This window comes from Synechococcus sp. SYN20 (genome assembly GCF_014279555.1).
In the GTDB taxonomy this organism is placed as follows: Bacteria; Cyanobacteriota; Cyanobacteriia; order PCC-6307; family Cyanobiaceae; genus Synechococcus_C.
In genome coordinates this window covers 2,706,768-2,728,628 of record NZ_CP047959.1, presented here as the reverse complement: position 1 = coordinate 2,728,628, position 21,861 = coordinate 2,706,768, and the positions used below count along the sequence as shown (strand labels likewise).

The 21,861-nt window shown below is 53.6% G+C and carries 20 protein-coding genes; 8 read left to right on the top strand and 12 right to left on the bottom strand.

Annotated elements, in window-relative coordinates; genetic code table 11:
• Positions 1 to 324: 324 nt before the first annotated feature.
• From SynSYN20_RS14330 to SynSYN20_RS14315, 4 genes are all read right to left on the bottom strand, one after another.
• Positions 325 to 1,323 (bottom strand): hypothetical protein, encoded by a 999-nt coding sequence (locus tag SynSYN20_RS14330; RefSeq protein WP_186524214.1) that lies wholly within the window; start codon positions 1,321 to 1,323, stop codon positions 325 to 327.
• A gap of 96 nt (positions 1,324 to 1,419) precedes the next feature.
• Positions 1,420 to 2,478, bottom strand: a complete 1,059-nt coding sequence (gene thrC, locus SynSYN20_RS14325) for a threonine synthase (protein ID WP_186525723.1) — start codon at positions 2,476 to 2,478, stop codon at positions 1,420 to 1,422.
• Positions 2,479 to 2,591: 113 nt separating this feature from the next.
• The gene (locus tag SynSYN20_RS14320) at positions 2,592 to 3,161 is read right to left on the bottom strand and encodes an alpha/beta hydrolase (RefSeq protein ID WP_186524213.1); all 570 of its coding nucleotides are present in this window, start codon (positions 3,159 to 3,161) and stop codon (positions 2,592 to 2,594) included.
• Between the two features lie 22 nt (positions 3,162 to 3,183).
• Positions 3,184 to 5,049: an AarF/ABC1/UbiB kinase family protein gene (locus SynSYN20_RS14315; RefSeq protein WP_186524212.1), complete on the bottom strand. Its 1,866-nt coding sequence runs from the start codon at positions 5,047 to 5,049 to the stop codon at positions 3,184 to 3,186.
• 74 nt (positions 5,050 to 5,123) lie between these two features.
• Here SynSYN20_RS14315 and recN point away from each other — a divergent pair, with 74 nt between their 5' ends.
• The 4 genes from recN to SynSYN20_RS14295 all read left to right on the top strand — a co-directional run bounded on the left by recN (position 5,124) and on the right by SynSYN20_RS14295 (position 13,778).
• Entirely contained in the window at positions 5,124 to 6,812 is a 1,689-nt protein-coding gene (gene recN, locus SynSYN20_RS14310; RefSeq protein ID WP_186524211.1) for a DNA repair protein RecN, read from the top strand.
• A 46-nt stretch (positions 6,813 to 6,858) separates the two neighbouring features.
• Entirely contained in the window at positions 6,859 to 9,852 is a 2,994-nt protein-coding gene (uvrA, locus tag SynSYN20_RS14305) for an excinuclease ABC subunit UvrA (protein WP_186524210.1), read from the top strand.
• Complete coding sequence (locus tag SynSYN20_RS14300; RefSeq protein ID WP_186524209.1) at positions 9,849 to 11,363, top strand: alpha/beta fold hydrolase; 1,515 nt, start codon at positions 9,849 to 9,851, stop codon at positions 11,361 to 11,363. The genes uvrA and SynSYN20_RS14300 overlap by 4 nt, the downstream gene beginning before the upstream one ends.
• 264 nt (positions 11,364 to 11,627) lie before the next feature.
• Positions 11,628 to 13,778 carry an HAD family hydrolase gene (locus SynSYN20_RS14295; RefSeq protein WP_186525722.1) on the top strand — a complete coding sequence of 717 codons (2,151 nt, stop codon included), beginning with the start codon at positions 11,628 to 11,630 and terminating at the stop codon, positions 13,776 to 13,778.
• Here the strand turns inward: SynSYN20_RS14295 and purT are convergent.
• Entirely contained in the window at positions 13,763 to 14,932 is a 1,170-nt protein-coding gene (purT, locus tag SynSYN20_RS14290) for a formate-dependent phosphoribosylglycinamide formyltransferase (RefSeq protein WP_186524208.1), read from the bottom strand. The genes SynSYN20_RS14295 and purT overlap by 16 nt on opposite strands.
• A 45-nt stretch (positions 14,933 to 14,977) precedes the next feature.
• On the opposite strand from purT, the gene SynSYN20_RS14285 reads away from it, so the two are divergent.
• A complete protein-coding gene (locus tag SynSYN20_RS14285) occupies positions 14,978 to 15,139 on the top strand; it encodes a hypothetical protein (protein WP_006854947.1) in 162 nt (53 codons plus the stop codon).
• Here the strand turns inward: SynSYN20_RS14285 and SynSYN20_RS14280 are convergent, their stop codons facing one another.
• Complete coding sequence (locus SynSYN20_RS14280; protein ID WP_186524207.1) at positions 15,140 to 15,403, bottom strand: hypothetical protein; 264 nt, start codon at positions 15,401 to 15,403, stop codon at positions 15,140 to 15,142. It abuts the gene before it with no gap.
• Positions 15,404 to 15,735: 332 nt separating this feature from the next.
• On the opposite strand from SynSYN20_RS14280, the gene SynSYN20_RS14275 reads away from it, so the two are divergent.
• Positions 15,736 to 16,458 carry a MauE/DoxX family redox-associated membrane protein gene (locus SynSYN20_RS14275; protein WP_186524206.1) on the top strand — a complete coding sequence of 241 codons (723 nt, stop codon included), beginning with the start codon at positions 15,736 to 15,738 and terminating at the stop codon, positions 16,456 to 16,458.
• Positions 16,459 to 16,739: 281 nt separating this feature from the next.
• Here the strand turns inward: SynSYN20_RS14275 and mraY are convergent, their stop codons facing one another.
• Positions 16,740 to 17,852 carry a phospho-N-acetylmuramoyl-pentapeptide-transferase gene (mraY, locus tag SynSYN20_RS14270; RefSeq protein ID WP_370586689.1) on the bottom strand — a complete coding sequence of 371 codons (1,113 nt, stop codon included), beginning with the start codon at positions 17,850 to 17,852 and terminating at the stop codon, positions 16,740 to 16,742.
• A gap of 23 nt (positions 17,853 to 17,875) precedes the next feature.
• Positions 17,876 to 18,139 (bottom strand): DUF3134 family protein, encoded by a 264-nt coding sequence (locus SynSYN20_RS14265; RefSeq protein WP_186524204.1) that lies wholly within the window; start codon positions 18,137 to 18,139, stop codon positions 17,876 to 17,878.
• A 62-nt stretch (positions 18,140 to 18,201) separates the two neighbouring features.
• On the opposite strand from SynSYN20_RS14265, the gene SynSYN20_RS14260 reads away from it, so the two are divergent.
• Together SynSYN20_RS14260 and SynSYN20_RS14255 are read left to right on the top strand one after the other, a co-directional pair.
• Complete coding sequence (locus SynSYN20_RS14260; protein ID WP_255476299.1) at positions 18,202 to 18,447, top strand: hypothetical protein; 246 nt, start codon at positions 18,202 to 18,204, stop codon at positions 18,445 to 18,447.
• Positions 18,447 to 19,652 (top strand): argininosuccinate synthase, encoded by a 1,206-nt coding sequence (locus SynSYN20_RS14255; RefSeq protein WP_186524202.1) that lies wholly within the window; start codon positions 18,447 to 18,449, stop codon positions 19,650 to 19,652. The genes SynSYN20_RS14260 and SynSYN20_RS14255 overlap by 1 nt, the downstream gene beginning before the upstream one ends.
• 2 nt (positions 19,653 to 19,654) lie before the next feature.
• Here SynSYN20_RS14255 and SynSYN20_RS14250 read toward each other — a convergent pair whose 3' ends face one another.
• The 4 genes from SynSYN20_RS14250 to SynSYN20_RS14235 form a co-directional block, all read right to left on the bottom strand.
• Complete coding sequence (locus SynSYN20_RS14250; protein ID WP_186524201.1) at positions 19,655 to 19,969, bottom strand: hypothetical protein; 315 nt, start codon at positions 19,967 to 19,969, stop codon at positions 19,655 to 19,657.
• A 41-nt stretch (positions 19,970 to 20,010) separates the two neighbouring features.
• Positions 20,011 to 20,376 (bottom strand): 30S ribosomal protein S6, encoded by a 366-nt coding sequence (gene rpsF, locus SynSYN20_RS14245; protein ID WP_186524200.1) that lies wholly within the window; start codon positions 20,374 to 20,376, stop codon positions 20,011 to 20,013.
• A 78-nt stretch (positions 20,377 to 20,454) separates the two neighbouring features.
• Positions 20,455 to 20,919 (bottom strand): Tic20 family protein, encoded by a 465-nt coding sequence (locus tag SynSYN20_RS14240; RefSeq protein ID WP_006854938.1) that lies wholly within the window; start codon positions 20,917 to 20,919, stop codon positions 20,455 to 20,457.
• Between the two features lie 38 nt (positions 20,920 to 20,957).
• Positions 20,958 to 21,851, bottom strand: coding sequence for a shikimate dehydrogenase (locus SynSYN20_RS14235; RefSeq protein ID WP_186525720.1), 894 nt, complete (start codon positions 21,849 to 21,851; stop codon positions 20,958 to 20,960).
• Positions 21,852 to 21,861: the final 10 nt, after the last annotated feature.

Genomic DNA, 21,861 nt, shown 5'->3' with positions numbered 1-21,861 from the left:
CAAACCCACCCCGCACTCACTGTTTTTGAAGCCGGTAGGTTGTGGAACTCAAGGAGAGCGATGGGGAGAATTGATCCGTTTCCCCAGTCCCCACAGCCTGGGGAATACCCGCAACTATTGAAGGGGGTGAGTTGTCCCTGGTTTTCCACGATTTAAAAGCAAGACAATTCGCGGATTCCTCAGGCACTTTGTGATCTGAACTCAGCGCATTTGCTTGCTATCGAAGGCTCAACGAGAGGATCCACTCCTCCTTTCGTCGTGAGCGCATCAGTCGCTCTTGGAATCTTTTCTTTGAAGTCTTTTGGGAATTCATCCGCCGCCGAGTCAAATCAGAGTCTGAATACCAAGCGCAACCCCGAGGCTCACCACAAGGCCGACGAAGGCCTTCCAAAGGTCGTTACCAATGATCCTGCCGAGGTTTCCGCCCTCACGATTGGTGAATACAACCTCAAACTCTTTTTCCTTGATCCGTAGGGCAATCTCTCGGCCACCGATCAAACCCAGAAACACCCATGTGGTGCTGAGGGGGAACGAGGACAGGAACGCTTTATAGAGAAGGCAGAGACCAAAGAAGAAATCAATCACCGTGGCTGACCTCAAATCGGAGGTGTTGGTTTTGGTGCGTAAGACGGCCTGGAGCGGGCCGCCGCCGGTGGCAACCAACACACACAGGCCCACGCAAAGCACCGCCGTGCAGATGGCCATGGGGAAGAACTCAAGTTGGCGAGGTAGGAAGACAAAAATGTTGGCGAGGTCCTGCACCAGCCACATGCTCCAAAGAAAACCGGTGGAGAGCCACTGCAGGCCAAACCAGATCCTGTTGATCTCTTTGCCTTCCTGCGTGCGCCGAAACACCCAGCGCTCCAGTAGCCACATGCCGAGGCCGTAGGCGATCAGACCAACGCCAAACGCCACCAAGTAACCCGTAAGAGAGCTGTTCAGCAGCTGTCCAATATTCGTTGGATGGAACGAGGAGAGCACGAGAAAGGATGTACTCACGGGTGCACCCCACTGAGTCAGAGCCAGCACGGCAAGGGGAGGAAGGATGTAGACCCAGGTGAAGGGTTCAGGAAGCGGAAACTCTTTACCGGGAACACTGAGTCGACCCCAGGCCGGATCACCGTTCTTGAGAAACCAGCCGAGCATCAGCACCGCAACCGTGATCGTGCAGATGAAGAGCATCTGGACCCCTTTAGGGCTGCGTGTCTTGTTGGAAGAGATGTAAGTGCCGAGGGTTTGAAGTGAGTCGTTGGCAACAACCGAATAGGCCGCCAATAAGAAGCCAACGATCATCCAGGTGTTGACATCCATGAATCCACTCATTCCGATGGCATCAACCTCTTTAAAGGGCTTTTAGACCCTATGAAGGTGCTGCAGACAACCACAGCCTGTGGTGTGGATCTTCCATGGAGCTCCGATTTAAAAGCCCATCACCTTGGCGACGGTGCTCAGATCGGGATCAAGATCGGCGTAGAAAGAGGCGTCGTTGTTGTTGATGGCGCAGTCCGGATCTTTGAGACCATTTCCGGTCAATACACAGACCACCGTTGCTCCGTCCGGAACCTCTGCTGCACGTTTGATTAAGCCCGCCACAGAGGCTGCACTGGCGGGTTCACAGAAGATTCCTTCTTGGCCACCGAGCAGTTTGTAGGCCTCGATGATTTCCGCATCGGTGACATCCAGGAAAGCACCTTTGCTGGCCTGACGGGCTGCGATGGCTTTCTCCCGGTTCACGGGATTGCCGATGCGAATCGCGGTAGCGATTGTTTCCGGATTGCTCACGGTGGTTTCATTCACCAGTGGAGCGGAGCCACTGGCTTGGAAGCCCATCATTCGCGGCAAACGCCGGCTGCGACCAGCTTGCTGATATTCCTGGAATCCCATCCAGTAGGCCGTGATATTTCCAGCGTTTCCCATCGGGATGCACAGCCAGTCGGGAGCATCTCCTAGGGCATCGACGATTTCAAAGGCAGCGGTTTTTTGTCCCTGTAGTCGGTAAGGATTTACCGAGTTCACCAAGGTGATCGGGTATTTCTCAGCTGCTTCGCGAACGATGTCGAGAGCACGGTCGAAATTGCCCCGGATCGCCAGCACTTCAGCCCCATAAACCAGAGCTTGCGCCAATTTCCCTTGTGCGACGTATCCGTCTGGGATCAATACGAAGGCCCTCATTCCGCCACGACGGGCATAGGCGGCAGCGGCAGCACTGGTGTTGCCCGTGCTGGCACAAATCACCGCTTCACAGCCGGCTTCTTTGGCCTTGCTGATCGCCATGGTCATTCCACGGTCTTTGAAGGATCCAGTGGGATTAAGACCGTCGTACTTCACGAAAACCTTCACTCCGCGGCCAATGCGTTCCGCCACAGATGGGACCGGAATGAGTGGCGTTGCACCCTCGTGCAAGGTGATGACTGGAGTGGCAGACGAGACGGGAAGCCAAGATCGATAGGCCTCGATGAGCCCGGGCCAGTCCTGCATGACCGGTTTGGCCGTGAAACGCCGGCGGAGGTTCTTGAGTACGGACACCCGCAGAGAGCAACAACTTCAGAAATCTATGTGTCTGGACCGAGTGGTCGGGTTTTGCGAACGCTTTATTTCAACCCGTCGAGTGGTGAATCGGAGAAGAATTTCACTAAGCCAGCAATGGATTCAGCTTTTTCGATCAAACCGAGCAGAGCAGGAATATTCACTTCCATGACGTCTGCCGGATAGGCATCCAGAAAATTAATCACTGTGAGGCCACCTTCCTCTTTTTGTAAACCATTAATCACGCCGGCTCGGATTGCAGGAACACTCACTGAGGGATCAGGCACTTTGAGGGGATAAATAATCGCTGCGACACGGCGAATGATGACGTCTCCAATGCGAGTGGACATCAATCGACTGGTTAGAACTAAAGGAAGATCAAGCTTCTGATTCAGTAATTTGGCGACCTCTTTGGGATCCTGTTTTCCGAGGCGAAGAACATCCGAGAGAATGCCCCTGGCTTTGCCAGTGTCTGCAAGATAGACAATGTCACTGACAGAGATTGAGCGTTTGTAGGCCCCGCTTACGAGAGCAACATCCTTGGCTGCAAGGGCCGGTTGCAGCGCAGATGAGATACTGAGACCGATTGCGGCACCAAGCGCCAGGATGGTTTGGCGGCTGGATCTGCGGAGCATGAACTTGATCTTTTGCAAGAATCTAATTCGGACTTCCTGCAGCTGCTTTAACGAGGCGAACAACTCCGCGTTCGGCTAATCCCTGCGCTAAGGCAACTCCCATTTGTCTTGCATCCCGTTCACGAATCAAGCGAGGAAGTCGACTAAACACAAGATCAGGATTGAAACCTGGCAATTGCTGTAAAACGCCGATGAGTTGCCGGATTGGCTCCAGGTCGAGATAGCTGTCTTCGTTGAGGGATGGGCTGGCATCAAGCAGCAGCGTTGGTTGAAGAGGCCGCGGCAAGCGGCGCCCGAAGCGTTGTAGGGCTGTCCAACCAATGGCATCCAAACGATCCGCTACTGCCTCAACCAATTGATTGCGGAGCATGCCGCCGTTGGCTGAAAACAAAAAGTCGAGCACTTGATCGAGCAATGACTCGAGATCTAATTGGCTTTGACTCCCTGCACTTGCAACAAGACCTTCCAATCTTGTCCAACGGAAGGCATCACCTTCGAACAACATCTCTTTCAGACTTTGACGCAATTGAGGATCAGGATCTTCCATCAAACGTCTGGCGAAATAAGGGTAAGCAGCACCCAGGATTTTGAATTCCGAATCCACACTGAGCGCGATGCCTTCAAGGGTGACAAGAGAGCGGAGAATTAGGGCGTAATAAGGAGGAACGCGGAAGGGAAATTTGTACATCACTCCGGACATATCGTCGGTGACACTTTTAAAATCCATGCGATTCACGCCCATCTCGATGGCTTGACTAAAAACGGATTCAAAAGCAGGCACGATCGGCTCCAAATTCACGTCTTCTGCTAAAAATCCGAGCGTGACGAAATCTTTGGAGAGTTTTCCGAAATTGCGATTGACAAGATGAACAACAGCTTGGATCAGTCCAGTTCTGGATTCACGGCTGACTTCACTCATCATTCCGAAATCGAGGTAGCAAAGTCGACCATCGGCCATGGCTAGAAGGTTTCCAGGATGGGGATCAGCGTGGAAAAACCCGTGTTCGAGGAGCTGTTGCAAGCTGCAGCTCACTCCCACTTCAACCATGTCATTGGGATCAATTCCTAACTCCCGAACAGCTTCGAGGTTGGTGAGTTTGACACCATCAATCCATTCCATTGTGAGCACCCGTCTACTGGTGGCATCTTCGAAAATTTCAGGAACGGCAATCCGTGGATTTTGTTTGTGTAATTCACGGAATTTATTTGCATTAGCCGCTTCATTTAGATAATCCATCTCTTCAAACACTCGGCTCCCTAATTCATCGATTAGTGCAACAAGATCGCTACGAATAAGGCCGATGTTTGTATTAAGCCATGCAGCAATGTTGCGAACGATATAAAGATCAAGCGTGATTTGTTCTCGTAAACCAGGTCGTTGCACCTTGACGGCGACTTTTTGGCCGCTCTTGAGATACCCCTGGTGCACTTGGCCAAGAGATGCTGCGGAGATCGGTTCTCGATCGAGTTCCGCATAGATGCTGTCGACTGGTGCACCGAGGTCGTCCTCGATGCAGGCCATGGCAAGGTCGCTATCGAAGCCAGGAAGTTGATCCTGGAGTTGGGCCAGTTCCTCGAGCAGCACAGGAGGAACGATGTCTGGACGCGTGGAAAGCGCTTGGCCAGCCTTGATGAATGCAGGACCGAGATCAACGAGCAAATTGGCACATTCCCTGGCTCTCGTGCGGGCTCGCTCTTGATTGCTCAGCAGTCCTAGGAGTTTGTCAACACCAACTCCGAGCAGTAAAAGCCCTATGGGGACAAGGGTTTGCCAGAGGCGGCGTAGTAAGCGCTGCGGATGGCCGGCATAGATCCGCGTGATCGCAGCCGGGTCGTACTCGAGCAGACCGGCGGCCTCAATGAAATCTCCTAACTCGTGTTGTGCCACACCGCCACTGCGTTGGTGATCCCTTCTAAACGACCGAAGCCGTCGCTACGGTTTGTTGAACCTTGGGGTTCGCCGTGCTGACCGGTCTGAGACTGGACAACATCGCACTGATCGAGCGCTTGGAGCTGGCGTTCGACCATGGTTTTTCTGTGCTAACTGGTGAGACAGGGGCAGGCAAGTCGCTGTTGTTAGATGCCCTCGATGCCCTCCTTGGTGGCATGCAGGGAACGTCCGCGGGTCGGTTGGTGCGGACGGGTTGTGATCGCGCCGTGATTGAAGCGACCTTCACTCCGGACGATGCCGCGCGGCGTTGGCTTCAAGAGCATCAACTGGACGATGACGGGGGTGATTTGATCTTGTCGCGGGAGTGGCGGCGTCAAGACGAACGCTTGAGCAGCCGCTCAAGACTGAACGGCACTGTCGTGAACCGGCAACAATTGCTTCAGCTCAGGCCTTTGCTGATCGACCTCACGGTGCAGGGTCAAACCCAACAGCTTGCTTATCCGGGTCAGCAACGACGTTGGATTGATCGACTGGGCGGTGAGCAATTAGCGCAGTGCGCACAAACCGTGCGTGAGTGTTGGCAGGTTTGGCAGAACTGCCATGCCGAGGTTTTGAAGGTGGAGACCGATCGTCTTCGCCTTCAAGAACAGCAAGAGGAACAAGACGCGTTCTTGATGGAACTCGAGGCCGCCTCGCTAGACGATCCCGCTGAAATTCAACAGCTGGAACAAGAGCAAGACCGCTTGGTTCATGGTGTGCGTTTGCTCGAAGGTCTTGCTGCGTTGATTGGCAGGCTTCAAGACGGCGCTGAACAGGCTCCATCAGCTTTGGATCACCTCACGGCCTGCTGCCATGAGTTGCAGCAAATGCAGATTCTTGATGCCTCCCTTAGCTCTTCTGCAGAGAAATGCCTGGATATGGAGGCTGGTTTATTCGATTTGATTCGGGGCCTTGAAGCCTATGGAGCGTCCTTAGAGAGCGATCCAGAGCGATTAGGTGTCTTGCAGGAACGGCTCGCTTTGCTGAAACGCTTAGAGCGGCGTTATGGGGTTGAACTCAAGGTCTTAATAGAGCGGCGCGATGTGCTGCGTGATCAACGGGCAGCGGGTGGTGCGGACGCGGCTTTGGAGGCGTTGCGCCACCGGGAGCAGGAGGCTCGCCAGCATCGAGATTCCTGCAACCAGTCACTCACGCTGTTGCGACAGGCTTCCGCAGCTTCCCTGGAGGAGCGATTAATGACCCATTTGCGGCCGATGGGTCTTGAAAACGTGCGTTTTCAGGTGGATTTCTCTGCCGTTGAGCCGATGGATCTAGGCGCCGATGCCATCTGTTTTTTGTTTTCGGCGAATCCAGGCCAGCCCCTTGCTCCTCTAGCTGAGGTGGCATCAGGAGGGGAGATGTCGCGTTTTCTATTGGCGCTTAAAACCTGCCTGTCGGATGTGGATGGATCCAGCACCTTGTTGTTTGACGAGATCGACAGTGGTGTGAGCGGTCGCGTGAGTGGAGAGATGGCCAACTTGCTGCGAACCATGGCCAAGCATCGCCAGGTGTTTTGTGTGACCCATCAACCGTTAGTGGCTGCAGCAGCAGATCATCACTTCCGCGTCAGTAAGGAGGTAGTGGACGGAGAAACCTGCTCGCGAGTGTCCCATCTGCGGGACACTCAGGCCAGACGCCAAGAGTTGGCTGAATTGGCTGGAGGGGATTTTGAGGATGCTCAAGCCTATGCAGCAAGTTTGTTGGAGCAAAGAGCAGCCTGAACAGCAGCAGTCTCCTTAGACTTCTTGGCTGCTGAACACACTCCGTATGGGGCGCCCTGCTCCGACCGCAAAGGATGATTCCGCTTCGACGAAGGCTGCTTCGACGAAGGCTGTGAATTTGAGTGGGGGGTCCCTAGAGGAGGTGATTCGGGTGCGAGGCGCCCGTCAGCACAACCTTAAAAACGTGGACGTCACGATTCCGCGCAACAAATTGGTGGTCTTCACCGGTGTTAGTGGCAGCGGTAAAAGCTCGTTGGCATTCGACACGATCTTTGCGGAAGGACAGCGTCGCTACGTGGAGAGCTTGTCTGCGTATGCCCGTCAGTTTCTTGGTCAGGTGGATAAACCTGATGTGGATGCCATTGAAGGGCTTTCACCTGCGATTTCGATTGATCAGAAATCAACGAGCCACAACCCTCGCTCCACCGTTGGCACGGTGACGGAGATTCAGGACTATTTGCGATTGTTGTTTGGTAGGGCAGGAGAACCTCATTGCCCGCAGTGCAATCGAGCGATTCGACCTCAAACCATTGATGAAATGGTCGATCAAATTCTCACGCTTCCGGAAGGGACCCGTTATCAGCTTTTAGCCCCGGTGGTCCGTGGCAAAAAAGGAACCCATAGCAAATTGATCAGTGGGTTGGCTGCGGAGGGTTTCGCTCGCATCCGGATTGATCGTGAGGTGCGTGAGCTCGCGGACAATATTGAACTTGATAAAAACCATCTGCACAGCATTGAGGTTGTTGTGGATCGTCTTGTCGCTCGCGAAGGAATTCAGGAACGGTTGAATGATTCTCTGCGTACGGCTTTGAAACGTGGAGATGGTTTGGCGATTGTGGAAGTGGTTCCTAAAAAGGGTGAGGGATTACCAGAGGGAGTGGAACAAGAGCGACTTTATTCAGAGAACTTTGCTTGTCCAGAGCACGGATCTGTTATCGAAGAGTTGTCGCCGCGCTTGTTTTCATTTAACAGTCCCTATGGGGCTTGTGATGATTGTCATGGATTAGGTCATCTTCGTAAATTCACACCAGAGCGCGTGGTTCCAGATCCATCCCAACCGGTTTACTCCGCTGTTGTTCCATGGGCCGAAAAAGATAACTCCTATTATTTTTCGCTTTTGTATTCCGTTGGTGAAGCTTTCGGATTTGAAATCAAGACTCCTTGGAAGGATCTCACTGATGAACAAAAAGATATTTTGTTGAATGGAAGTCGCGAGCCGATTCAAATTCAGGCAGATAGCCGTTATCGAAAGTCTCAGACTTCCATGAGACCTTTTGAGGGGATTTTGCCGATTCTTGAGCGTCAACTTCGTGATGCCAGTGGAGAGGCGCAGCGGCAGAAGCTTGAAAAATTCCTTGAGCTTGTTCCGTGTGCCAGTTGCGCAGGTCTGCGCTTGAGACCCGAGGCGCTTGCGGTGAAAGTTGGTCCGTTTCGGATCACTGAGCTCACGGCCGTCAGCGTCGGTCAAACTCTTGAACGGATTGAGCACTTGATGGGGGTGGGCAGCCATGAAGGTTCCGAGCCACTCCTGAACTCTCGTCAGATTCAAATTGGTGATCTCGTGTTGAGAGAGATCCGGATGCGCCTGCGCTTTTTGCTCGACGTGGGTTTGGACTATCTGAGCTTGGACCGACCGGCGATGACACTCTCAGGAGGAGAAGCACAGAGGATTCGTCTTGCGACTCAAATTGGTGCAGGGCTCACGGGTGTTCTTTACGTGCTCGATGAACCGAGCATCGGCTTGCATCAGCGCGACAACGATCGCTTATTGGCCACGCTCGAACGTTTGAGGGATTTAGGCAACACCTTGGTGGTGGTTGAGCACGACGAAGATACGATCCGCGCTGCAGACCATCTTGTCGATATTGGCCCTGGAGCCGGAGTGCACGGTGGTTATATCGTGGCGGAGGGATCGATTGATGACTTATTAAGCGCTGAAGACTCTCTAACTGGTGCCTATTTAAGTGGGAGGAAGAGTATTCCGACTCCAGCAGAGCGGCGTAATCTTGGTACCCGGAGTTTGAAACTTCTCGATTGTTCCCGCAATAATCTTGAGGGATTAAATGTGGAGTTTCCGCTAGGACGACTGGTTTCAGTCACTGGTGTGAGCGGTAGTGGAAAGAGCACTCTGGTGAATGAACTTTTGCATCCAGCACTGGAGCATGGACTTGGCCATAAGGTTCCTTTCCCACAAGGGTTGGGTGAACTTCGTGGTCTCAAATCGATCGACAAGGTGATTGTGATTGATCAGTCTCCGATCGGTCGTACCCCCCGCTCGAATGCGGCTACATATACCGGTGCTTTTGACCCTATTCGTCAGATTTTTGCTGCAACGGTGGAGGCAAAAGCCCGTGGCTATCAGGTTGGACAGTTCAGCTTCAATGTGAAGGGTGGCCGTTGTGAGGCTTGTCGTGGCCAGGGCGTGAACGTTATTGAAATGAATTTTTTACCTGATGTTTATGTGCAATGTGATGTCTGTAAAGGTGCTCGGTTCAATCGCGAAACGCTTCAGGTCACCTACAAAGGACACACGATTGCTGATGTTCTGGAAATGACAGTGGAACAGGCTGCTGATGTGTTTTCTGCAATCCCCCAGGCCGCTGATCGACTCTGGACTTTGGTTGATGTTGGTTTGGGGTATGTGAAACTTGGTCAGCCAGCTCCCACCCTTTCTGGAGGTGAAGCTCAGCGCGTGAAACTTGCGACTGAACTCTCGCGTCGAGCAACCGGAAAAACGCTTTATTTAATTGATGAACCAACCACCGGACTCAGCTTTTATGACGTCCATAAATTGATGGATGTGATGCAGCGTCTTGTGGATAAAGGAAACTCAATCATCTGTATTGAGCATAATTTAGATGTAATACGTTGTTCCGATTGGATTATTGATTTAGGTCCAGAGGGTGGTGATAAGGGCGGTCATGTGGTGGTGACTGGAACGCCTGAGAAGGTAGCCCAGCATAAAACCAGTCATACCGGCCGCTACCTCAGCAAGATTTTGGAGCAACATCCACCTGAATCCATCGAGGTGGCGGCATGACTTTTTTCTCTGATCGTTGGAGTGATGGTGTTCGTTCCGCTGCGTTGGCGTCCGTACTCAGTGTTTCATTTGCTGGATCCGTTTCAGCAGTCGAACGACTCACGATTGATCTGCCACTTTTGGATGTGAATGTCTCTCTGAATCTGAAGGGGGCACGCACAACGGTGGAGTTGATTGAGGCCAACCCTGATCTGCAGGAATTAGATCAAGCGGGCGATGGTTCTGTGTCCCGCTTGCTTGGCCAGTTCCTTACTGCACCACTTCCCCAGCGCACATTAAGCGTGTTGGAACAATCGGTGGGCCATCCACTGCTTGAGCAAGCTTTATTGACGGCCTCCCAGTTGGTGAAGGTGGAGGGTTTGCCGGCCGATACCAGCGGACAAGTGTTGTCGGATGCTCTGCAAGCCGCCTATCGCGATGCAGAGCCCAATTTGTTGGGCTTGCTTCGTCGCGTCCCGGGTGAGTCGTTATCCATCGACTTTCAGTCCCTGGCTTTTAACGCCAAACGCTTACGGGACAATCAGGATGATGCCCGCGCACTGGTTCAGAAAGGAACAGCGATGACCCCAGCGCCAAAGTCGTTGGCTGAATCAGGGGCTGAGGGTTGGACACGGGCAGAGATTCGCTTTCCTGTGGCCCATCGCTCTGAAGCTCTTGACATCACTGTTTTGACGCCAGAGGGAACCTCGAACGGGAAGCTTGTGGTGATTTCCCATGGCTTGTGGGATGAGCCAGAAAGTTTTGAAGGTTGGGGCCGCTTGCTTGCTGCCAATGGATACACCGTTTTATTGCCGAGTCATCCTGGGAGTGACGCTGATCAGCAAAAAGATCTCCTCAGTGGTGCTGCAGCACCACCAAATCCTGAGGAGCTACGGTTCCGCCCTCTGGATGTCTCAGCTCTATTGGATGGAGTGGAGGCTGGAACTCTGTTGGTGGGAGAACAGATCGCTATTGATGACGTAGCGGTTGTCGGTCATTCATGGGGTGCCACGGCAGCGATGCAATTGAGTGGTTTACAAACCACAAGTCGGAAGCTGAAAACGCGGTGTCAGGATCTTCGTGATCCAGCTCGAAATCTCAGTTGGGTGTTGCAATGCAGCTGGTTATCGGGAGCTGATCAGGGATCATTGGCTGACCCTCGGGTCAAGGCAGCCGTCGTGGTGAGTCCACCCATGAGACTTCTTTTTGATGAGTCGAGCGGCCCCTCCCTTCAGGCCAAGGTGTTGTTGGTGAGTGGAACCAAAGACTGGGTGGTTCCCTCCGATCCTGAGGCTGTGGAGCCATTGAAGGGAGGGAACCCACTGGCCAATGGGCATCGCCTTGTGCTCGCCTCAGGTGGCACTCATTTCAATCTATGGGCGCCTGTGGATCAGAAGGAAGCCCCGATTCTTGGGCCGCTCATTTTGGCTTGGATTAACGAACAGCTGACTGTTCCCTCCTCCCATACTTTTAGCGGCGGTGGTTGGGGCCATGCGTCCGTCCCCTTGGTGGATGTCACTGGACAGCTCTAAAAACCCCCTTTTCTTAAAGCGTTGTCTTCAAATGATCAGAACAAGCTGATCGATCTCCACGATGCTGCGTTGCATTTCATCATCAGTTTGCATGGTCTTGTTGCTGCGTTACCAGCCAAAGATCCTGACTCAGCCAGGCTTTTAACCGAAGCAAATGCTTCTAGCTGCTGATTTCTAAGGATCTCTTCAGTTTTGAACGTGTTTGAACGCCTTAACCCTTAATCAAGACATGCATCTGATGTCTTGTTCCGTTGAGGGTTGATTGTGGGTTTTCGGCTTCTTCATCTCCATCTTCATGGACTGTTCCGCTCCCATGATCTGGAGCTGGGAAGGGACGCCGATACCGGAGGTCAAACCCTCTATGTGCTCGAACTGGTGCGCAGCCTTGCGGCTCGGGCTGAAGTGGATCGCGTTGACGTGGTGACGCGCCTGATTCAAGACCGGCGGGTTTCAGCTGATTACGCCCAGCCCGTTGAAGCGATTGCTGCCGGTGCAGGCATTCAGCGTTTTGCCTTCGGTCCTAAGCGCTACCTCCGCAAGGAATTGCTTTGGCCCTATCTCGAGGATCTCGCTGATCAGCTTGTGGTGCATCTTCAGAAGCCTGAACATCGACCGGATTGGATTCATGCGCACTACGCCGATGCTGGTTATGTCGGGGCCCTGCTGAGTCGTCGTCTTGGCATTCCCTTGGTGTTCACAGGCCATTCCCTTGGTCGTGAGAAGCAGCGTCGACTCTTAGCTGCAGGTGGGGACCATCAACAGCTCGAGCAGACCTATTCGATCAGCCGTCGCATTGATGCGGAGGAATTAGCACTGGCTCATGCCGATCTGGTGATCACCAGTACGCGCCAGGAATGTGATCAGCAGTATTCCCGTTACGGCGGATTTCGTGCTGATCGGGCTCAGGTGGCTCCTCCCGGTGTGGACGCACGCCGCTTTCACCCTGGTTCGGTGGACGCAGAATTGAGTGACGTTGAGGGACTCTTAACGCCTTTCTTGCGTCAGCCTGAGCTTCCACCGCTGTTGGCGATTTCTAGGGCTGTTCGTCGCAAGAATATTCCCGCTCTGGTTGAGGCGTTCGGCCGGTCTGCTGTCTTACGGCAACGCCACAATTTGGTGCTGGTGCTGGGCTGTCGGGAGGATCCCCGGCAGATGGAGAAGCAGCAGCGCGATGTGTTTCAGCAGGTGTTTGATCTTGTTGATCGCTATGACCTTTACGGCCGTATTGCCTACCCCAAGCAGCATCGTCGCGATCAGATTCCTGCCATTTATCGCTGGGCTGCCGAGCGCCGTGGCCTCTTTGTGAATCCTGCGTTGACGGAGCCGTTTGGACTCACCTTGTTGGAAGCTGCTGCTTGCGGACTGCCGATGGTGGCGACCGATGACGGAGGTCCACGGGACATCCTGGCGCGTTGTGACAACGGCCTACTGGCCGATGTGACGGATCGAGAGGCCCTTCAAGATGCACTGGAGTGTGCGGGTTCTGATCTCCAACGCTGGAGCCGCTGGAGTGACAACGGCGTGGAGGCGGTGAGTCGCCATTTCAGCTGGGATGCCCACGTTTGCTCTTACTTGGCCTTGATGCAGGAGCGTCTGAAGGCGGTGACCCAGCCAGTTGCGCTTCCATCCAGTCCGACCTCCTCCATTGGAGGTTTCCAGCCATTGGGCGATCGCTTGCTGTTGCTTGATCTCGACAGCAGTTTGGAACAGCCCGACGGTGATGCGCTCAAGCTTTTGCGTGCGCAGCTCGAGCGCTGTGCTTTAGGGATCCTGTCAGGCCGTTCGTTGCCTGCTGCCAGACAACGTTTTGCGGAGTTGTTGTTACCGGAACCGAAGGTGTGGATCACTGGGGCTGGTACGGAGATTCACTACGGCCAGGAAAGTGAGCCTGATTTGTTTTGGTCGGCTCAGATTGGCGTGGATTGGGATCGTGCAGGCGTGGAACGTGCATTGGCAGACCTCACCGATCACATCGAATTGCAGCGACCTGAGCAGCAAGGTTCGTTCAAGCTGAGCTACACGATTCGCGATGCTGGAGAAGAGATCCTTCCCTTGATCCGGCAACGTCTGCGCCAGCGACACCAGGCCGCGCGTCCCCAGCTTCGCTGCCATTGGTTTCTAGATGTGCTGCCCCTGAGGGCATCCCGCAGCGAAGCAATCCGTTTTCTCGCTCTGCGCTGGGGGCTTCCCCTGGAACAGATGTTGGTTGTCGCCAGTGAACAGGGAGATGGCGAGTTGGTTTGTGGTCGACCCGCCACCGTTGTTTTGGGCGATCACGATCCTTGTTTGGATGATTTTCGACAGCAACAGCGTGTGTACTTTGCGAGTCGCTCCCAATTGCCTGGCGTGCTGGAGGGCATCCAGCACTATCGGTTTTTGGGCGGACGAGCCCGGCATGATCAGTCCTTCACCTGAACCTTCACTGCTGCTGCGCAGCGATCTGCCTTAGCTAAAGCTTCGTTGAGATCAGTGCCGCGGGCCAAAGCCACGCCCATCCGACGTCCTGGCCGAGCCTCTTGTTTGCCAAAGAGCAGAAGGTTGGTCTCTGGCTCCGAGAGGGCTTGTTCCACGCCACTGAATGCAACCTCGTTTCCCTGGCTCTCGGCCAGGATCACGCGGCTGGCCGCAGCATCGGCAGCAGTGATCGAGGGGATGGGAAGCCCCAACACGGCACGGAGATGCAGGTCGAATTCGCTTAAATTTTGGCTAATCAGAGTCACGAGACCAGTGTCATGGGGTCTTGGGGAGAGCTCGGAAAACACCACCTCATCGCCGCATAAGAAAAACTCCACCCCAAATAGACCTACGCCGCCAAGGTTGTCTGTGACAGTGCGGGCCATCGTTTGCGCTTGTTGCAGTTGGCTTGGCGAAATTGACGCGGGTTGCCAACTGCATTGGTAGTCGCCATTGGCTTGTTGATGACCGATCGGTGGGCAAAACAGGGTGGTTCCATCGCGTTGACGGATGGTGAGCAGCGTGATTTCAAGATCAAACTCAAGAAATTCCTCCACGATGACCTGGGCGGAGCTGCCTCGTGCTCCTGCCATGGCAATCTCCCAGGCCTGATCTAATTCAGCAGCGGAGTGAACCACGCTTTGGCCTTTCCCTGATGAACTCATCACTGGTTTGACGACGACAGGCCAACCCAACGGTGCGGCGGCACGGTGGAGCTCCTGCGCATCGGAGGCATAGGCAAAGCGTGCGGTCCGTAGCCCGAGTTCACCAGCAGCAAGATTTCTGATTCGGTCACGGTTCATCGTTACGGCAGTGGCCCTGGCGGTGGGAATTACGCAGATGCCGTTGTCTTCCAGATCTTGTAGGGCGTCCACGGCCAGCGCTTCGATTTCCGGGATCAGCACATCCGGCTGATGTGCGTTCACAACAGCCTTTAGGGCGTTTGGATCGGTCATGGTCAGCACCTCGGCCTGATCTGCGACCTGCATGGCTGGCGCACCCGCATAACGGTCGCAGGCGATGACATGGCAACCCAATCTCTGGGCAGCGATCGCCACCTCTTTGCCCAGTTCGCCGCTACCGAGCAGCATCACTGTCTTTGGGAAGTTCGACATGGGGGGTTTCAAGGCAGCATGGCTTGATCCTCTCGCTCTGCCCTCATGCCTTTGCCGCTCGCGTTTACAACGGCTGGAGACGCGGCCAATGGTCTGCTTTTTGGTTGGGAGATCGCCACCGTTCAGAAGTGGGCCTTGATCTACCTGGGGTTGTCTTCCTTTTTGTTTGTCCTGGTGTGGGTGATCGGTGGCTTTCGCCGTAGGTGATTAAGACCCGGGCGACTCGGTGGATGGATCGCTGATCAAGGTGAGCTGGCGGAAGGCAGGTTCTTCATTGACAAAACCCCAAGATTCAAAGACGTCGGCATCGCTGTGGGTGATCTGTTGTTGACGTCCTTTTGCGTTGAGCTCAAAGCCCTGTTGTGCCATTCGGCGCATCAGGCTGGCTGCTTCTTCAAAGCGGGAGGCCATCGCTTCAAGGCTGGTGCAATCACGCGTGAGACCAGCTTCTTTCCAAGTGAAGTAAGACACGTATGGCTGTGGGCATGGTATCGGTCAAAGATTTAGCAGAGGATTGAAATTGCTTTAGAGATGCCTCCTGGTTGATGTAGAAGCATGTTTTTAATTGTCTTGGATTTAAGCTAATCAATTGTTGTGTTGATTTTATGGTTGTCGCAAGTGAAATACTTAATCAAATTGTTGAAGATCTTTGAATACAGGAGATTTGTGTAACAGTGAACTCTTGGTGATTGGAATTGCTAATTGCTATTCATCCGAAGGATAATCTCTAAATTGTTTTTCCGCAATAGTTGTAGTCGATTTGAAAAGGTATGGCTACGATCTATACAGAGTCTGGATCAGTGATGTCTTCTCAGTTGTTAAGTGATGTTCAACTTTATCGAATGTCGATGCCAGATCATGAATGTCCATGGGGTCTGAAAGCGATTGAGTTGTTGCAAAAGCGACAGATCCACTTCGAAGATCATCATTTGACCAGTCAGGAACAGGTTGATGCTTTTAAGCAGCGTTATGGAGTCCCTACGACGCCACAGATTTTCAGTGGTACAGAACGAATTGGTGGTTACAGCGATTTAGCAGCTTTACTTGGTGAGGATGTGCAAGGGGTTGATTATTCCTATACACCGGTGATAGCCGTCTTTGGCACGGCTTTGCTGATGGCCATTGTTCTTGGCGACAGCGTGATCCAGCACTTTATGGGTTTTTCCATCTGTGCTTTAGCGATGCTCAAGCTGATGGATGTTGAATCCTTTGCCAATAGTTTTGTGAAATATGATCTTCTCACCCAGCGTTTACCCATATGGGGAAAGCTTTTCCCAGGGGTCGAGTTACTCATTGGTTTAGGATTTTTATATGAACCTCCCCTTTTGATTGCAGGTTGGGTTGCTTTTATTGTTGGTGTACAGGGAATGGTATCTGTTATAAAAGCTGTTTATATTGATAAGTTGGCTTTGAATTGTGCTTGTGTAGGAGGTAATACCAAAACACCCCTTGGAATTGTAAGTTTTACAGAATATGCGATTCAGAGTGTAATGGGTTTCATTGTGGCCTTTCAAATAGTATTCTGAGATGTTACGGTTTAAATTGTTTTTCGATTTTAGTGTTGTTGGGTAATAATTTCTCGGTTTCTTAGGTTGTTGTTTTGTGATGTTTAGATGTTTAGTTGGATTGTTTTCGTGGATTTTGGTGTAGTTTGGGTGTGAATTTTAAGTGCCGATATCTTTTGATTGTTTTTAAGGTATAAAAAATAATGAATTCTCTGGCTGTTCTAAATTTTATTTCACCTTCTGTTGGCTTGTTGATGGCTGGCTGAATTGTGATCTGAATCGCAACCACTGGATGCAGACCATCACAGAGGTCGAAGCATGATTCCGATGAGGACAAGAGCCGCTGTTGCGATCCAAAATCCAGGCACCACGAGTTGCTCTGGTGTACCCCCTAATTCGAAGTGGTGGTGAAGGGGTGACATGCGGAATACTCTTCGCCCAACTCCATCAGCACCTTTGGTTGCTTTAAAAACCCACACTTGAATGATTACGGAGAGAGATTCCGCCAGGAAGACTCCACCCATCACCAACAAAGGCCAAAGGCTGTTTGTCAGCAAGGCCACAGCGGTGAGAGCCGCTCCCATGGCCAGAGACCCGGTGTCTCCCATGAACACTTTGGCTGGATTGCGATTGTGCACAAGAAAACCAAGCCAACAGCCCGCCATGGCCATGCAGAACCCAGCAAGGCTTGGATCTCCGCTGTTTCCTCGCAGTGTGAGCTGAAGTGCCATCCCGGTGAACACCAGGGCCCCGCAGCCGGCAGCAAGACCATCCAAGCCATCGGTGAGGTTGGTGGCGTTGCTTTCAGCTAAAAACACAAAGACAGCAAGCGGCCAAATCAACCAGCCCAAGGGAAGGGTGATATCAAACGGCAAGGCCACATCACCACTGATCCAACCGCGCATTCCGGCCCAGATCAGAAAGATCACGGCCGCCAAGGCTTGAAGAAGTAATTTGCCGCGTGGCGTTAAACCGGTGTTGGTGTGTTTGGTGAGACTGCGCCAATCGTCAATTCCACCCACCACCATGTAGGCGAGCGTGATGAACGCCACAGCTAAAAGTTGTTCAGCGGCTTGACCGCTCCAGCTGATGAGGCTGCCTACGATCACGCCGACCGGCACCACCAGGAGTCCGCCCATCGTTGGGGTTCCAGATTTGCTGAGGTGGGCCTGTGGTCCCTCTTCTCGAATCACTTGCCCGAGCTTTAAGCCTCGAAGCTTGGGCACACCCCACCAGGTCACTATTGCAGCGATCAGCGCTGCAATCAGTAAGGGGAGGCTCAACAGGCTGTTGGGGATCCAGCGGTCTGATGCAAACGCTGCTGCAACCACAACAACGGCAAGTACACCAGCAGAGACTTTCCCCTCTAGGGGTGTGGAAGTCTCTTGTGCGTCGTTCACGTCCCGTTCCTTCAACGGCTTAGGGCAGGGACCTTAAATCAATCTTCCCAATTCTCTTCTGTTTGCTCATCGGCAGCGTTGTAATCCTCTTTTTCGCCCATGAGTGCAGAGAGCTCTTCTTCTTCCACCGTGCTGACTTCAGCTGTGCTGGACTCTTCGTCTTCCACAAGCCGACCGCTGGTTTCAAGCCAGCTCAGCAAATCGGGCTCTTCGCGCAAGGGCAACACCGGTGCGAGTTCTTTCCGCCCGTAACGCGTGAGAGCTGGATTGATGTTGTCGAGGGCGCTCAACTCAGACGACACTGTCCAGATCCGTAATCGATCATCATAGGTGAGTGCAGTCCTGAGGACGTCTTTTGGTCAAGGTGTGGCTGCTTCTCTCTGTGTGGGGCGGGGCTTTGTTGCTGAGTTTTGGTCTGTGGAAGTGGGGGCGCTTGCATCCAGATCCGTTGGTGGTGTCTACGGTTCCAGTGCTTGTGCTGTTGTTTGTTCCTGCCTTTTTAATGGCGCTTTGGCTGTTTTGGCTTGCTCGGCTGGCTCCACAGCCGCTCCAGCGGGCCGGCGGGAGTGGAGAATCAGTGCAATCTGATTCAGAGCAGGAGTCCACCTGATGGGACGCGCAACCAAGGTCGTTCTCGCCTATTCCGGTGGGGTGGACACCAGCGTCTGCATCCCTTACCTCAAGCAGGAATGGGGTGTTGAGGAGGTGATCACCTTCGCCGCTGATCTCGGTCAGGGCGATGAACTGGAACCGATACGACTCAAAGCACTCGAGGCTGGAGCCAGTCAGTCTTTGGTTGGTGATCTGATTAAGCCCTTCATCGAGGACTTTGCCTTTCCGGCGATTCGCGCCAATGCTCTTTATGAGGGTCGTTATCCCCTCTCAACCGCCCTTGCTCGCCCCTTGATTGCCCGTCGCCTAGTGGAGGTGGCACGGGAGGTAGGAGCTGATGCTGTGGCCCATGGTTGTACGGGCAAGGGAAACGATCAGGTGCGATTTGATGTGGCGATTGCATCGCTTGCCCCCGACTTAAAGGTCTTAACCCCAGCCCGTGAATGGGGCATGAGCCGAGAGGAAACGATCGCTTATGGCGAGCGATTTGGCATGCCGTCTCCCGTGAGCAAAAAATCTCCTTATTCGATCGATCTCAACCTGCTCGGGCGCAGCATTGAAGCTGGTCCCTTGGAAGATCCGATGGTGGCGCCACCAGAAGAGGTCTTTGCGATGACCCGTTCCGTGGATCAAGCCCCTAACGATGCCGAGGAGATCGAGATCCAGTTTGAAGGCGGTAATCCTGTTGCAATCAATGGCAAAGGGCTGGATCCCGTTGCGCTGATCCGAGAAGCCAACCGTTTGGCAGGCACCCATGGCATCGGTCGTCTCGACATGATCGAGAACCGTGTGGTGGGGATTAAAAGTCGGGAGATTTACGAAACGCCTGGGTTGCTGCTGTTGATTCAGGCGCATCAGGAGTTGGAGAGTCTCACCCTTGCTGCCGATGTGTTGCGGACCAAGCGACAGCTTGAGATGCAATGGGCAGATCTCGTGTATCAGGGCCTTTGGTTTGGCCCTCTTAAAGAGGCTCTTGATGGCTTTATGGATCGCACCCAGATCCATGTGAATGGGGTCGTGCGCCTCAAGCTTCACAAGGGCAATGCCACGGTCACGGGGAGAGCTTCTGCAGCCAACAGCTTGTACGTCCCCGAGATGGCTTCATACGGCAGCGAAGATAAATTTGATCATCGTGCTGCAGAAGGCTTTATCTACGTTTGGGGCTTACCCACACGCTTGTGGGCCGCCAAGCATCGGCGTTGAGATCAGGCTGCGATGTTGTTCCTTTGGCCTTGTCGATCGGCTCGTAAGGGCAAAGGAACGATTTCGGCTTCCGGCGGTGCTGCCCTTAATTGCTGAGCCTGAGCTAGCAACCGATAGCGCTCCAACAGCGGTTCCAATCTCTGTTGGAATTTGCGTTCAAAGAGGTCGGGGAGTTCGCTCAACAGCGCTTCGTAGTCCCTGACCTGCTCTTCCAGTTCATGCACCCTTGCTTTGAGTGATTGGAGGTCACCACTTGGTGGCCTGGCGGCTCTCCAGATCGGTGGAGGTGAGCAATAGTTGGAGTCCTGATCGGCCATGGGCGGACCTTATCGCCCGTCCATGGCTTGCACAATGGCCGTCAGGCAGGAGCAGCAGCTTCAGGTTCGGCTGGTGCTTCTGTTCCAGGTGCGACGCGAGGAGCAGGCAATGGGCCTTCTTGCTTCACGGTGAGGTAGCGAATCACGTCTTCACTGAGACGCATTGCTTTTTCGATCACGCCCACTTGTTGGCCATCACCGTTATGGCTCAGCTGCACGTAGATGCCTTCTTTGTGCTTGGCAATCGGATAGGCCAGACGACGCTTGCCTTTCATTTGGTTGTCGAGAACCTCGGCACCCGTCTCAGTCAAGATGTCGCGGTATTTGGTCACGTGAGACTCAACTTCCTCTTCCGGGATGTCCGGACGGAGGATGTACATGGTCTCGTAGTAAGGCTGTTGGGTCATGGAGACAGATCCGACGGGGACTGAAGGCTCAGTGAATGAGCGACGGATCTACCACCATATCGCCTGGTGTTATTGGAATCAGTACAACTGCATGCGAACCGCTTGACTTAAGCCCGGTAGGTCGGGCTCACGGCCTCGAGAACACTCGATTAGGGCAAAGATCACAACCGCCAGAACACCCACCACAACAGTGCTGGAAAGGGTGCGCATCATCAGTCCGCCACCGATAGGCAGGATGGCGAACGCATAGCTAATGATCACCACAATGATGTCAACCAACAGCGCTTGCAAGGTGTTGAAGCGAATGAAGTAGGGAACGTTTGGATTCCTCACCACCGCCAAGAACAGCAAGAAAAACACCAGAAGATTCCCAAGACCGAAAGGAATACCCCGTTCCAAAATGAACAGAGGCAAGGCCGGCAGGGTCAGCCACTGCAACACAGGGAACTGAATGAGCAGATGTTGGCCGATGGGGATGGCATCGCTCCATGGCAACACGTAAACCAACAAACCAAGCAGGCGCTGCCAGATGGGGATGGGCACAGGTTGAAGCTGATGAGTGCTTTAAGGCTAGGCGGCGTTTAGGGATGGCTCAGATTTTTGAGTGCTGCTTCCCGCATCGCGTCTACTGGAACCTCATCGATGCCGCTCCAACGCCGCAGAGCGGCGGCTCCTTGCTGCACAAGCATTTCCAAGCCGTCATAGGTGCGGCAGCCCAACCTCTCCCCGCGCTCTAACCATGGCGTGGGCCGTGGTGTGTAGATGAGGTCGTAGAGCACGGTCTGAGCGTTGAGCTTGTCCCAAATGTCCACGCCGAGCGGCAGGGCGGGACCTCGATCAGGCTGATGGCTGCTCATGCCAACTGGGGTGGTGTTGACCACCAGATCTGCTTGCTGAATTCGGGTTTGAAGGTGCGGGTCAGTGTCTAAAAGTGGTTGTAACAGAACACTGTTGGCTGGTCGGCCTTGCTGGAGATCGTTGCAAAACGGGTGGAGCGTTTCAGCCCGACGCCCCACGATTGTGATGTCGCTTGGGTTTAAGTCCTGCAAACCCGCTACAACGGCTCGGGCGCTGCCGCCACATCCCAACACCACAGTTCGTGTTCCGCTCCAGTTCGCGTTGTTCTGTAGGAGCGGGGCCAAAAAACCTTCTACATCGGTGTTGTGTCCGTGCCAGCCACCATTAACCAATGGAGTGAGGGTATTCACGGCCCCGAGTCGTTGAGCAAGCGGACTGAGTTCGTCACAGAGCAGGGAGACGGCCTGTTTGTGGGGGATGGTGACGTTGAGGCCACGGCACCCCATGGCCTCCAATCCCTTGAGCACGGTGGCGAGATCATGAGCGCTGCAGGGCAGGGCCATGAAGCTCCAGTCGAGCCCCATCGCCTTCAGGGCTGCGTTTTGCATCACCGGTGAGAGTGAGTGGCTCACTGGTTGTCCCAACAGTGCGACCAGTGCTGTGGTTCCGCTGATCATTCCTTTGTTT